Here is a 12,791-nt window from a genome sequence, read left to right on the forward strand (position 1 = left end):
CGGCTCCGCCGTCCCGGTGCCGCCGCCCCACCCCATACCCCGTCCACACCCTTTGTCCCGAAACTCGAAGGAGAGATTCACCCATGTCCAGCAAGCGTCTCGTCGCGACCGCCGTCGTGAGCTCGGCCGCCCTCCTCCTGTCCGCCTGCGGAAGCGGCGGACCGGGGGGTGGTGACGGAGAGTTCACCGACGGCAAGGTCACCCTCGCCGTCCTCAACGACCAGAGCGGCGTCTACAAGGACCTGTCCGGCCCCAACAGCGTCAAGGCCGTGGAGATGGCCGTCGCGGACTTCCAGGAGAAGTACGGCGACGACGCCGTGGTCGAGGAGGTCGAGGTCGTCTCGGCCGACCACCAGAACAAGCCGGACATCGCCAACACCAAGGCCCAGGAGCTCTACGACCGCGAGGGCGCCGACATCATCCTCGACGTGCCGACCTCCTCCGCCGCTCTCGCGGTGGCCACCCAGGCCGCCGAGCAGCAGAAGCTCTACATCAACATCGGCGCCGGCACCACCGAGCTGACCAACGGCCAGTGCAACAAGTACACCTTCCACTGGGCCTACGACACCTACCAGCTGGCCCAGACCACCGGCACGGCCATCGCCGAGGCCGGTGGCACCGACTGGCAGATCATCTACCCCGACTACGCCTTCGGCCAGGACATGGACAAGTCCTTCACCGCGGCCGTCGAGGGCGCCGGAGGCACGGTCGGCGACCACATCGCCACGCCGTTCCCCAACGACAACTTCACCACCTTCCTGACCAAGGCGGCCTCCGCGGAGCCGGACGTCATCGGCGCCATGCAGGCCGGTGGCGACCTGATCAACCTCGTCAAGCAGTACAACGAGGGCGGCTACGCCGACGACGGGATCGACCTGGCCGTGGGCCTGATGTTCATCACCGACATCCACTCCCTCGGGGTCGAGGCCTTCGAGGGCGTGCAGTTCGCCGAGGCGTGGTACTGGAACCTCGACGAGGAGAACCGCGCCTGGGCCGACCGCTTCCTGGACGAGACCGGCACCCGCCCGTCCTTCGCGCACGCGGCCAACTACTCGGCGGCGCTGCAGTACCTCGAGGCCGTCCAGGCCGAGGGCACCGACGACGCCGACACGGTCGTGGGTCACTTGGAGGGCAAGGAGATCGACGACGTCTTCCTCAAGAACGGCAAGGTCCGTGCCGAGGACCACCGCGTCATCCACGACGTCTACCTGGCCAAGGTCAAGTCGCCCGACGCCGTCGAGGAGGAGTGGGACTACGAGGAGATCGTGAGCACGATCCCCGCCGAGGACGCCTTCATGCCGCTGGAGGACTCCTCCTGCTCGATGGGCTGACGCCCACCCTCGCACCACGAGGCCGGGCGTCCTCACCCCCCGTCCCGGGGACGCCCGGTCTCACCCCCCGCCCGAGGAGAGGCATTGAACGAGATCCTGCAGTACACGGTCCAGGGCCTGGCCGCCGGCAGCTTCTACGCGCTGGCCGCGCTGGGGCTGGCGATCATCTTCGGCGTGCTCGGCGTCGTGAACTTCGCCCACGGCGCCTGCTACATGCTCGGCGCCGTCACGGCCGCGGTCCTGCTCGACCTGGTCGGCATGAACTTCTGGGTCGCGCTGCTGGTCGTGCCCGTCCTGATGTTCGTCTTCGGAGTCCTGCTCGAGCGGCTGCTGGTCAGCCGGCTCACCGCGCTGGACCCGCTCTACAACTTCCTGCTCACCTTCGGGCTGTCGCTGCTGCTCGTCGACCTGGTCAAGCGGCAGTACGGCGTCTCCGGGCTGCCCTACACCCGCCCGGAGATCCTCACCGGCCAGCTGAGCGTGGGCGACGTCCGCCTGCCCACCTACCAGGTCTTCGTGCTGGTGTTCTCGCTGCTGGTCTGCCTTGGCGTCTGGCTGCTGATGACCCGCACCCGGATCGGGATGATCGTGCGGGCCTCGACCGAGAAGTCCGAACTGACCCGGGCGCTGGGTGTCGACGTCAGCCGCTGGGTCACCCCGGTGTTCGGCTTCGGCATCGCCCTGGCCGGTCTGGCCGGCGTCCTGGCCGCCCCGTTCCGGGCGATCACGGCCGACATGGGCTCGAGCTTCATCATCATCCTGTTCGCCGTCGTCGTCATCGGCGGGCTGGGCTCGATCGTCGGCGCGGTCGTGGCCGGCTTCCTCGTCGGCCTGGTCGAGGCCTTCGGCCAGGCGTACGCGCCGACCCTGTCCCAGATCGTCATCTTCGTCCTGATGGCGGTGGTCATCCTGATCCGGCCGGCCGGCCTGTTCGGACGCGAGGAGAACGCATGAGTGCACCGACCCAGACCACGGCGCGCGGCGCCGCGGCGTCCTCGCCCGACGCCGCGCCCCGAGGCTTTCTCGGCCGGTCGACCCGGCGCTGGCTGCTGCTGGCCGCCGGCCTGGTCCTCGCCCTGGTGCTGCCCTGGGTGATCTACCCGCCGGTGGCGATGGACATCGCCGCGTGGGCGCTGTTCGCGGTGGCGCTCGACCTGCTGCTGGGCTACGCCGGGCTGCTCTCCTTCGGCCACGCCGCCTTCTGGGGCGGCTCCGCCTACGTCGCGGGCCTGACCGCCGTCCACTGGGGGCTGCCGTTCCCGCTCGCGGTGCTGGTCGGCGCGGTGTTCGCGATGGCGCTGGCCTGGCCGATCGGCATGCTGTCCGTGCGGCGCAGCGGCATCTACTTCGCGATGGTCACCCTCGCCTTCGCCCAGATGCTGTTCTTCGTCGTCAACCAGTGGCGGGGCCTGACCGGCGGCGAGAACGGCCTGCAGGGTGTCCCCGCCGGATTCTTCGGCGTCGAGGCGGTCGAGCGCGAGGCCTTCTGGTTCTACTACGCGGCGCTGCCGATGATCATCGGGGGTATGTGGCTGGCCTGGCGGGTGGTCCACTCCCCCTTCGGCAGGGTGCTGGTCGCCACGCGGGACAACCCGGCCCGCGCGCGGGCGCTGGGCTACGACGTGGACAGGTACCGCGTGATGGTCTTCGTCATCTCCGCCGGCCTGGCCGGTGTGGCGGGCGGGCTGTTCGCCATCAGCCACGGTTTCGTGTCGCTGCAGGAGGTCGCCTGGCAGACGTCCGGCAAGGTGGTGCTGATCACCGTCCTCGGGGGCATCGGCACCCTCTGGGGCGCGATCGTCGGCGCGGTCGTCATCGTCATCCTCGAGGACCAGCTCGCCTCCTCCGGCTTCGACGGCATCGGCATCATCACCGGCTCGGTCTTCATCATTGTCGTGCTGCTCTTCCGCCGGGGTGTCTGGGGCACGGTCGCCGACGCGGTCGCGCGTCGCACCGGCCGCAGGCCTGCCGACGAGGCGGTCGGCGCCGCCGACGGCGAGGACGGCCGCTAGGGTCCGGCCCTTCTCTCCCCTCCTCTCTCGTCGCGCCACGCAGTCCCGTCCCGGGCCGCGTGGCGCGACGGCGTCCCGGGGGCGGGCCCCAGGCGCGGCCGCCCCCTCAGGACAGGACGCGTCGCAGCTGCAGCGCGAGCGCCAGCTCCAGCAGACGCCCCGGAGACTGCCACCCGTCGCCCAGGAGCTGGCCGACCCGGTCCAGCCGCTGCGTGACGGTGTTGGGGTGCACGTGGAGCCGGTCCCCGGTGCGTGACAGGTGCCGGTCCTCGGCCAGCCAGGCCTCGAGCGTCTCGACCAGGGACGTGCCGCGGAGCTCGTCGTAGTCGAGCACCGGTCCGAGCCGGGCCCGCACGTGGTCACCGGGGTCACCCCGGCCCAGGAGCAGCCCCACGAACCCGAGCGTCGCCGCGTCGGCGACGTCACCGCGCCGCCCCAGGGCCAGCAGCGCGTCCAGGCACCGGGTCGCCTCGTGGTAGGCCGCGCGCAGCCCCTCGACCCCGGTCACCGGACCGGCCGCGCCCACCGTCGGCCGGGCGCGGCCGACCGTCCGGGCCGTGCCCGCCGCACGCCCCGGGACGACCCCACCGCCCGCCCCGCCGGCGCGCTGCACCACGGACCGACCGACCTCGACCGGGTCGCCGTCGGGCACGACGACGACCAGCCGCTCGCCCACCTCCGCGCTGAGGCCCGCGCGGGACGCCGCGAGGTCCCCGACGAGCTGGACGAGCTGGGGGTCGGCGCCGTCGACGACCAGCACGGCGTGCGGCTCGGACAGGTCGGTGCCGAGGAGGCTGGCCCGGGCGGCCAGGGACCCCGGCCCCGCCCGGCCCACCACGATGTCGAGGAGCAGGTCGCCGCGCAGGCGGCTCTGGCTCTCGGCCGCGCTGCGCTGCACCACCATCAGCAGAGCGGCCGTCGAGGCCGCCCGCTCCAGGATGCGGCGCCCGGAGTCGTCGACCTCGCCCCGGAGCAGGACGGCGGCCAGCGGGGCACCACCGGCCCACACCGGCGCGATGCTCACGCCGTCCTCGACGTGCGCCCGGTTGTCGTCCAGGGCCCGCGCGACCAGGCCCAGCTCCTCCTCGGTCGGCGCCCGGTCGAGGTCGCTGGCCGCGAGCATGCTGCCGCGGCTGTCGATGATGTGCACGTGCTGCTGCAGCACGTCCTGCAGCTCGGTCGCCACGTCCTGCAGCGAGCCGCCCTGGAGCACGACGTGGGCCAGCCGGTCGTGGGCGTCCGCGGCACGCTGCACGCTCTCCACGTTGCGTCGCAGCAGCCGGCCGGTCTGCTCCAGCTCGGCCAGCGCCGCGTCGGTCTGCTCGATCCGCCGGGCGTTGTCCAGGGCGACGGCGGCGTGCGCGGCGAAGCTGGTGAGCAGGTCGACGTCCTCACGGGAGAACGGCCTGGCGTCGTGGTTGGCGGCGTAGAGGACACCGATGACGGTGCGCCCCAGCAGGAGCGGGACGCCGAGGATGGCCGTGAGCTCCTCGCTGCCCACGGCGCTGTCGATCGTCCCGGTGTGGTTGAAGCGGTCGTCGGAGAAGTAGTCGGCGGTGGCGTAGGGCCGCGCCGTCTGCGCGACGAGGCCGCCCAGGCCCTCGCCGAAACCGAGCCGGACGTTGCGGAACTCCTCGCTGTGGATGCCCTGGGTGATCCGCATGTAGGTCTCCCCCGCCTCGTCGTCATTCAGCGAGAGGTAGGAGACGTCGCAGCCCAGCAACGTGCGCGCCCTGCGCACGATGGCCTCGAGCACGTCGTCGAGGTCCTTGAGGGCGGCCAGGTCGGCCACGGTGTCGAAGAGCGCCGACAGCTCGCTCTCCCGGCGACGGCCGAGCTCACGCGTGCGCAGCGCCCGCAGCGCCAGGCCGTGCATGCGGCGGACCCCCTCCGGGGCCAGGTCCTTCTCCCCCCGGGCCCGGGCCAGCAGCCGCTCGAAGTCGGCGGCGGGCCGGTCCTCGGCCAGCAGCGTGAGGTAGCGCTCGCCGTAGTCGGTCCGGTCCATGGCGCCACACTGTAGGCGCCCGGGCCTCAGGCGCCCGACGCCGCCTGCCAGACGATGCGCGCCGCAGTGAGGTCCTCCAGGGCGGTGCCCACCGACTTGAAGACGGTCACCTCCTCCTCGTCGGTCCGCCCGGGGTGCCGTCCCGCCGCCAGGTCGGCAAGGGTGGCCCGCACGTCGGACCGCCTCAGCGCGCCCCGGCGCAGCGGCTGCACCAGGTCTCCGGGTTCCTCCAGCGCCTCCGGCACGTCGACGAACAGGCTGCCCGAGGTCACCAGCGCCTCGTCCGCCTCGACCATCGCCGGCGTGAAGGCGCCGACCAGGTCGACGTGCGTGCCGGGCCGCACGTCCTCGGCGAGCACGAGCGGCTCGGTGGCGGAGGTCGCGGCGGTGACCACGTCGGCGCGGCGGACGGCTTCCCGCAGGTCCGGCGCCGCCTCGGCCCGGACTCCCTCCTGCCGCAGCCGGTCCACGAGGCCCTCGGCCCGCGAGGGGTCCCTGGCCCACACCCGGGTCAGCCCCACCTCGCGCACGGCGGCGTAGCAGTGCGGCACGGCGTGCGCCACGTTGCCCGCGCCCACGAGCAGGTGCTCCTCCACCACCTGCGGGGCCAGGTAGCCGGCGGCCAGCGCGCTGGCGGCCGCCGTGCGCCACCGCGTCAGCTCGGTGCCGTCGAGCACCGCGGCCGGCCGGCCCGTCGCGGCGTCGAGCAGCAGGTAGGACCCGTGGATCGCCGGAAGGCCCTGCTCCCCGTTGCGCGGGAAGTGCCCCACGACCTTCACCCCGATCCAGGCGTCCGTCTGCCAGGCGGGCATGAGGAGCAGGGTGGCGTCGCGCTGCTCGTCGACGCGGTGGTGGGCCCGGTGAGGCACCACCACGCGCTCCTGCTCGGCGAAGGCCGCGCGCAGCGCCTCCACGAGATCGGCCGGGACGAGCAGGGCGCGCACCCGCGCGGCGTCGAGCAGCTCCATACCCGCCACCCAAGCACACCGTCGAAAACCGGGTGGGGCACGTCGGTGGTCGGTCGTACGATCGCTGTCGTGGCGATGATCGAGGCGCACGACCTGCGCAAGACCTACCGTTCGCGCAGCGGGGAGGTCCGGGCGCTGGACGGGCTGAGCCTGTCGGTGCCGGAAGCGACGGTCAAGGCCCTGCTGGGCCCCAACGGGGCCGGCAAGACGACCGCGGTCAAGGTGCTCAACACGTTGATCGGACCCGACTCCGGGCGCGCCTCGGTCGCCGGGGTCGACGTCCTGGCGGAGCCCGCGCAGGTGCGGCGGGTCATCGGGGCCAGCGGGCAGTACGCCGCCGTGGACGAGAACCTCACCGGCAGGGAGAACCTGGAGATGGTGGGGCGGCTCTACCACCTGGGCCGTCGGCGCGCCCGGGAGCGGGCCCAGGAGCTGGTCGACGCCTTCGACCTTTCCGACGCCGGCGACCGCCCGGTCAAGGGTTTCTCCGGCGGGATGCGGCGGCGCATCGACCTGGCGTGCGCGCTGGTCAACACCCCGCCGGTGCTCTTTCTCGACGAGCCGACCACCGGCCTGGACCCGCGCAGCCGGATCGGGCTGTGGGACGTCATCGCCGACCTCGTGCGGGACGGCACGACCGTGCTGCTCACCACGCAGTACCTCGAGGAGGCCGACTACCTGGCCGACCACATCAGCGTGGTCGACCACGGGCGCGTCATCGCCGAGGGCACCGCCGACGAGCTCAAGGCCCAGGTGGGCGGCCACCGGGTCGTCCTGACCCTGGTCGAGCAGGCCGACGCGGGGCTGGCCAGGTCGGTCCTCGCGCGGCGCGGCACCGGCGAGGTGCGCAGCGACGCGTCGGGCAGGACCCTCGACGTCGCGGTCGAGGCCGGGCCCTCCACGCTGCAGGGCGTGCTCACCGAGCTCGACGACGCGGGGGTCCGGCTGCACGACGCGGGCATGCGGCGTCCCACGCTGGACGACGTCTTCCTCACCCTGACCGGCCGCGAGCAGGCCGACGACGACGAGAGTGAGCAGAGCGCATGACCACCGACCTCGACCGTCCCCCACCGGCCGCCCGCCCGACCGGCGACCGGCCCGCACCCGACGCACCGCGAGGGGTGGTGGCCACGTGGTTCTCCGACGGGTGGACGGTCACCTGGCGCAACCTGCTCAAGCTCAGGCGCAACCCCGAGGTCATGGTCTTCGCCGTGCTGCAACCGATCATGTTCGTCGTCCTCTTCTCCCAGGTCTACGGCGGGTCGATCCGCATCGACGGGGGTGACTACACCGACTACCTCATGGCAGGAATCTTCGGGCAGACGGTCCTGTTCGGCTCGACCTTCTCCGGCTACCTCATGGCCCAGGACCTCAAGGAGGGGCTGATCGACCGCTTCCGGACCCTGCCGATGCACTCCTCCGCGGTCCTGGTCGGCCGCACGAACGCCGACCTCGTGCTCAACACGGTCTCGATGGTCATCATGATCGGCGCCGGCGCCGTGGTGGGGTGGCGCTTCTCGGACGGGGTGCCGCGCTTCCTCGCCGGGGTGGGCCTCCTCCTGCTCTTCAGCTACGCGTTCAGCTGGGTGATGGCCCTGCTCGGCATCATGGTCCGCACCCCCGAGGTCATCAACAACGCGGCCTTCATGGTCCTCTTCCCGCTGACGTTCATCTCCAACGCCTTCGTCCAGTCCTCGAACCTGCCGGGCCCGCTCGAGGTCTTCGCCAACTGGAACCCGGTGTCGGCCCTGGTCCAGGCGGCGCGCGAGCTCTTCGGCAACACCGGGTCCGCACCCGTCCCGGACACCTTCCCGATGCAGCACCCGGTGCTGACGGTCGTCGCGGGGTCGGCCGTCATGCTGGCGGTCTTCGTCCCGCTGGCGGTCGCCAGGTTCCGCCGCTCCTCCTCGCGCTGACACTGCACCTTTCGGTCCGCTCCTGCGACACAGGGGTATGGGGCCGCTCGCTCCGGGCGACCCCGGGCGCAGCGAAGGAGCGTGCCATGAGACCGACCCACCTGCTCACCGCCGCGGCGGCCGTCCTCGGACTGGTCGTCGGACCGACCGCAGCCGCCTTCCCCCCCACGACCGAGGTCGTGCCCTCGGCACCGGTGCTGACGGCGCCGACCCTGCAGGACGGCGACCTGGACTTCAGGGTCGAGCGGCTGGCGGGCAGCGACCGCTACCTGACCGCCGCCGCGATCAGCCGTCGTCTCGTCCCGGCCGGGACGGCGGTGGCCTACGTCGCCGGCGGGGGGGACTACCCGGACGCCCTGAGCGCCGGCCCGGCCGCCTCGCGCACCGGCGGCCCCGTGCTGTTCGTCCGGCCCACCACGGTCCCCGCACCCACCGCGACGGAGCTGCGCAGGCTCCGCCCCGGCCGCATCGTGGTCGTCGGCGGCACCGGCGTGGTGGGCAACGCGGTGCTGACCGCGCTCGACGAGTACACGACCGGGACCGTCACCCGGCTCAGCGGGACCGACCGCTTCGCCACCTCCGTGGCGGTGAGCCGGGCCGCCTTCCCGGGCGGCGCCGCCACCGTCTACGTCGCCAGCGGGCGCGACTTCCCCGACGCCCTCTCCGGCGGCGCCGCGGCGGTGGTCCAGGACGCACCCGTCCTGCTCACCGACGACGCCTCGCTGCCCGCCGCCGTGCGCGAGGAGATCGTCCGGCTCGCACCCAGCCGCATCATGCTGATCGGTGGCCCGTCCGCGGTCTCGGAGACGGTCGCCGGGCAGCTGCGCGCGATCACGACGACCGAGCGGATCTTCGGCACCGACCGCTACGCGACCGCCCTGGCCGTCTCCCAGCGGGTCTTCGGCACCTCGCGGCCCGGCGTGATGATCGCCAGCGGCCGCACCTTCCCCGACGCCCTCGCCGGGGTGCCCGGGGCGGAGTACACCCGTGGACCGATCATGCTGGCGCGGCCCACCAGCCTGCCGTACGCCGGCGAGCTCGACCGGCTGACGCCGACGACCGCCTACGTGCTCGGCGGCACCGGGGTCCTGTCCATCGAGGTGCCCAAGGCCGCCCAGCGCGAGCGCGGCGTCTGCTGGGCCGGGCCCGACTACACGGGCGGCTCGCCGCAGATCCTCACGACGGTCTCCGGCACCACCAGCCGCAAGATGGCCTTCACCCTCGACATGGGCGGACGGCTCACCGGCGCCGAGGGGATCGTGGACTTCCTCGTGGCCAACCAGGTGTGCACCACCTTCTTCCCGAGCGCCTACATGGCCGACACCACCGAGGGCCGCAGGGTGGTGGCCAAGATCGCGGCGCACCCCGAGCTCTTCGAGATCGGCAACCACACCGTGCACCACTGCGACTTCGTCAACGGCGGTGGCGGCTCACCGCTGTCGGCCCCGTGCCAGCGGGACATGACGGCCTCCTTCATCCGGCAGGAGCTGACGGACGCCGAGGCGATCCTGCTCCGGCTGACCGGGCTGTCGACGAAGCCCTACTGGCGCCCGCCCTACGGAGCGCACAACACCTTCGTCCGGGAGCAGGCGACCGCCGTCGGCTACCCCGTCACGGTGATGTGGGCACGCGACACGATCGACTGGGACACGGCGACCACGACCGCCCAGATCGTGTCCCGGACCACCAGCCCGCTCCCGGCCTCCGGGTCGATCGTGCTGGCCCACCTGGGCGGCTACAACACCGGCGCCGCCCTGCCGCAGATCGTCGACGTCCTGCGGAACAACGGCTACACGATGACGACGGTGTCCGACATGCGTGACGGCTGACGAGCCACGGGACCGGCGGGGCCTGTGCACGCGCGGCGGGCCCCGCTCTCCCGTGCCCGCCGCCGACGCCCGCCGCGCCTGCGCAGGGCGCGGGCACGCACCGCATACCCTGTGACCACCTGTCACTCCCCCCGCACCCGAGCAGGAGCGCACGCACACCGATGGCCCGCCGCAAGCCGCCGCAGAGCGAGGACCTCTTCGCCGTCGAGGAGAAGATCGTCGAGGTCGACGTCCAGGAGGAGATGGAGGGGGCCTTCCTGGAGTACGCCTACTCGGTCATCTACTCCCGGGCCCTGCCCGACGCGCGCGACGGCCTCAAGCCGGTGCAGCGGCGCATCCTCTACTCGATGCACGAGCTGGGGCTGCGCCCCGACAAGGGGCACGTGAAGTGCTCGCGCGTGGTCGGCGAGGTGATGGGTAAGTACCACCCGCACGGCGACACGGCGATCTACGACGCGATGGTGCGCATGGCCCAGCCATTCACCATGCGCCTGCCGCTGGTCGACGGGCACGGCAACTTCGGCTCCCTCGACGACGGACCGGCGGCGAGCCGGTACACCGAGGCCCGGATGGCCCCCGCGGCGCTGCTCATGGCCGGCAGCCTCGACGAGGACACGGTCGACTTCGTCCCCAACTACGACGACCAGCTGACGCAGCCGGAGGTGCTGCCCGCCGCCTTCCCCAACCTGCTGGTCAACGGTGCCTCCGGGATCGCGGTGGGCATGGCCACCAACATGGCTCCGCACAACCTCGTCGAGGTCATCGGTGCCGCGCGCCACCTCATCGCCAACCCCGACGCCGACCTCGAGGCGCTGATGCGCTTCGTCCCCGGGCCCGACCTGCCGCTGGGCGGGCGCATCGTGGGCCTGGACGGGATCCGCGACGCCTACGAGACCGGCCGCGGGTCCTTCCGCACCCGGGCGACAGCCAGGATCGAGAACGTCACGCCTCGCAAGAAGGGCATCGTCGTCACCGACCTGCCCTACCTCGTCGGCCCCGAGAAGGTCATCGAGAAGGTCAAGCAGCTCGTGCAGTCCAAGAAGCTGCAGGGCATCTCCGACATCATCGACCTCACCGACCGCACCAAGGGCCTGCACCTGGTCATCGAGATCAAGACCGGCTTCAACCCCGAGGCAGTCCTGGAGCAGCTCTACCGGCTGACGCCGATGGAGGAGTCCTTCGGCATCAACAACGTCGCGCTCGTCGAGGGGCAGCCCCGCACGTTGGGCCTGCGCGAGCTGCTGGCTGTGTATGTCGACTTCCGCACCTCGGTCGTGCGCCGCCGCACCGAGCACCGGCTCGGGAAGAAGAAGGACCGGCTGCACCTGGTCGAGGGCCTGCTCGTCGCGATCCTGGACATCGACGAGGTCATCCAGCTCATCCGCGCCGCCGAGGACGTCGCCACGGCCCGCACCCGCCTGATGCAGGTCTTCGACCTGACCGAGATCCAGGCCAACCACATCCTCGACCTGCAGCTGCGCCGGCTGACGAAGTTCTCCCGGATCGAGCTCGAGTCCGAGCGCGACGAGCTCATGCGCGAGATCGAGCGCCTGCAGGCCATGCTCGACGACCCGCAGCTGCTGCTGCAGGTGGTCAGCGAGGAGCTCGCCGAGGTGGCCAAGGAGCACGGCACCCCGCGCCGCACGGTCCTGCTGGAGTCCGACGGCGCCACGGGCACGACGTCCGCCGCCGCGACCGGTGCCAAGGGAGGCGCCTCGCTCGAGGTCGCGGACGACCCGTGCTGGGTGCTGCTGTCCTCCACCGGCCTGCTCGCCCGCACCACCGGCGAGGAGCCGGTGGAGACCGGCGGCCGTCGCGCCAAGCACGACGTCATCACCTCCCGGACCCGCACGACCGCGCGCGGGCACGTCGGCCTGGTGACCTCTGCCGGCCGCGTCGTCAAGCTGTCGGTCGTCGAGCTCCCCAGCCTCCCGCCGACCGCCGGGGCGCCGTCGCTGTCCGGCGGCGCACCCCTGTCGGCCTTCGTCGACCTGCCGCCCGGGGAGTCGGTCCTCGCGCTCGTCCCGCTCACCGGCGAGGGGCCTGGACTGGCCCTGGGCACGCGCCAGGGCGTGGTGAAGCGGGTCAACCCCGACTTCCCGGGCAACAAGGAGTCCTTCGAGGTGATCAGCCTCAAGGACGGCGACCGTGTCGTCGGGGCCGCCCAGCTGGCCACCGGGGAGGAGTCCCTGGTGTTCGTCACCTCCGACGCCCAGCTGCTGCACTACTCAGCATCCCTGGTGCGCCCCCAGGGCCGCTCCGGCGGCGGCATGGCCGGCATCAAGCTGGCCCCGGGTGCGACGGTCGTCGGCTTCAGCACGGTCGACCCGGCCGCCGAGAACGTCGTCGTGACGGTCTCCGGGTCCGCCGACGCACCGCCCGGCACCGAGGTGGGGTCGGTCAAGGTGACCGACATGTGGGCCTACCCGCCCAAGGGCCGGGCGACCGGCGGCGTGCGCTGCCACCGGTTCCTGCGCGGCGAGTCGGTCCTGACCCTGGGGTGGGCCGGTGCCGCTCCCCCGCTCGCCGCCTCGCCCAACGGGGTCGCCGTCGACCTGCCCGAGACCAACGACAAGCGGGACGGCTCCGGCGTCCCTGCCGCAGCACCGATCAGTGCCGTGTCGTCCTGAGGGCACGCCCCGAGGTCCGTCGACGCGCGCCGTGACCTGCGATGACGCCCGCCGGGTGTGACGCACGTCTCGGTGCGCCGGAGCCTGCGTGGGTGGGACG

General features: G+C 72.5%; 9 protein-coding genes. 7 read left to right on the plus strand and 2 right to left on the minus strand.

The genetic code is table 11. The features are described from left to right. The first annotated feature begins 83 nt into the window (after positions 1–83). From K330_RS0108030 to K330_RS0108040, 3 genes are all read left to right on the plus strand, one after another. Positions 84–1,331, plus strand: coding sequence for an ABC transporter substrate-binding protein (locus K330_RS0108030; RefSeq protein WP_022921319.1), 1,248 nt, complete (start codon positions 84–86; stop codon positions 1,329–1,331). Between the two features lie 84 nt (positions 1,332–1,415). Then, entirely contained in the window at positions 1,416–2,285 is an 870-nt protein-coding gene (locus K330_RS0108035; RefSeq protein WP_022921320.1) for a branched-chain amino acid ABC transporter permease, read from the plus strand. Further along, the gene (locus tag K330_RS0108040) at positions 2,282–3,343 is read left to right on the plus strand and encodes a branched-chain amino acid ABC transporter permease (RefSeq protein ID WP_022921321.1); all 1,062 of its coding nucleotides are present in this window, start codon (positions 2,282–2,284) and stop codon (positions 3,341–3,343) included. The genes K330_RS0108035 and K330_RS0108040 overlap by 4 nt, the downstream gene beginning before the upstream one ends. A gap of 106 nt (positions 3,344–3,449) precedes the next feature. Here K330_RS0108040 and K330_RS0108045 read toward each other — a convergent pair whose 3' ends face one another. Next, entirely contained in the window at positions 3,450–5,348 is a 1,899-nt protein-coding gene (locus K330_RS0108045; protein WP_029202460.1) for a helix-turn-helix domain-containing protein, read from the minus strand. A 26-nt stretch (positions 5,349–5,374) separates the two neighbouring features. After that, positions 5,375–6,316 carry a bifunctional Delta(1)-pyrroline-2-carboxylate/Delta(1)-piperideine-2-carboxylate reductase gene (gene lhpI, locus K330_RS0108050; RefSeq protein ID WP_022921322.1) on the minus strand — a complete coding sequence of 314 codons (942 nt, stop codon included), beginning with the start codon at positions 6,314–6,316 and terminating at the stop codon, positions 5,375–5,377. A 69-nt stretch (positions 6,317–6,385) separates the two neighbouring features. On the opposite strand from lhpI, the gene K330_RS0108055 reads away from it, so the two are divergent. The 4 genes from K330_RS0108055 to K330_RS0108070 all read left to right on the plus strand — a co-directional run bounded on the left by K330_RS0108055 (position 6,386) and on the right by K330_RS0108070 (position 12,691). Beyond that, positions 6,386–7,363 (plus strand): daunorubicin resistance protein DrrA family ABC transporter ATP-binding protein, encoded by a 978-nt coding sequence (locus K330_RS0108055; protein ID WP_022921323.1) that lies wholly within the window; start codon positions 6,386–6,388, stop codon positions 7,361–7,363. After that, on the plus strand, positions 7,360–8,232 hold the full coding sequence (locus tag K330_RS0108060; protein WP_022921324.1) for an ABC transporter permease: 873 nt from the start codon (positions 7,360–7,362) through the stop codon (positions 8,230–8,232). Before K330_RS0108055 ends, K330_RS0108060 begins: the two co-directional genes overlap by 4 nt. Before the next feature lie 86 nt (positions 8,233–8,318). After that, positions 8,319–10,061, plus strand: a complete 1,743-nt coding sequence (locus K330_RS0108065) for a cell wall-binding repeat-containing protein (RefSeq protein WP_022921325.1) — start codon at positions 8,319–8,321, stop codon at positions 10,059–10,061. 161 nt (positions 10,062–10,222) lie between these two features. Continuing rightward, positions 10,223–12,691: a DNA gyrase/topoisomerase IV subunit A gene (locus K330_RS0108070; RefSeq protein WP_022921326.1), complete on the plus strand. Its 2,469-nt coding sequence runs from the start codon at positions 10,223–10,225 to the stop codon at positions 12,689–12,691. Positions 12,692–12,791 lie beyond the last annotated feature (100 nt).

It is taken from the genome of Ornithinimicrobium pekingense DSM 21552, from assembly GCF_000421185.1.
Taxonomy (GTDB): Bacteria; Actinomycetota; Actinomycetes; order Actinomycetales; family Dermatophilaceae; genus Ornithinicoccus; species Ornithinicoccus pekingensis.

Excerpts from the sequence above, each read along its gene's own strand:
- K330_RS0108030 (WP_022921319.1), top strand. The coding sequence starts at position 84 with ATGTCCAGCAAGCGTCTCGTCGCGACCGCCGTCGTGAGCTCGGCCGCC.
- K330_RS0108040 (WP_022921321.1), top strand. The coding sequence starts at position 2,282 with ATGAGTGCACCGACCCAGACCACGGCGCGCGGCGCCGCGGCGTCCTCG.
- K330_RS0108045 (WP_029202460.1), bottom strand. The coding sequence starts at position 5,348 with ATGGACCGGACCGACTACGGCGAGCGCTACCTCACGCTGCTGGCCGAG.
- lhpI (WP_022921322.1), bottom strand. The coding sequence starts at position 6,316 with ATGGAGCTGCTCGACGCCGCGCGGGTGCGCGCCCTGCTCGTCCCGGCC.
- K330_RS0108060 (WP_022921324.1), top strand. The coding sequence starts at position 7,360 with ATGACCACCGACCTCGACCGTCCCCCACCGGCCGCCCGCCCGACCGGC.
- K330_RS0108065 (WP_022921325.1), top strand. The coding sequence starts at position 8,319 with ATGAGACCGACCCACCTGCTCACCGCCGCGGCGGCCGTCCTCGGACTG.
- K330_RS0108070 (WP_022921326.1), top strand. The coding sequence starts at position 10,223 with ATGGCCCGCCGCAAGCCGCCGCAGAGCGAGGACCTCTTCGCCGTCGAG.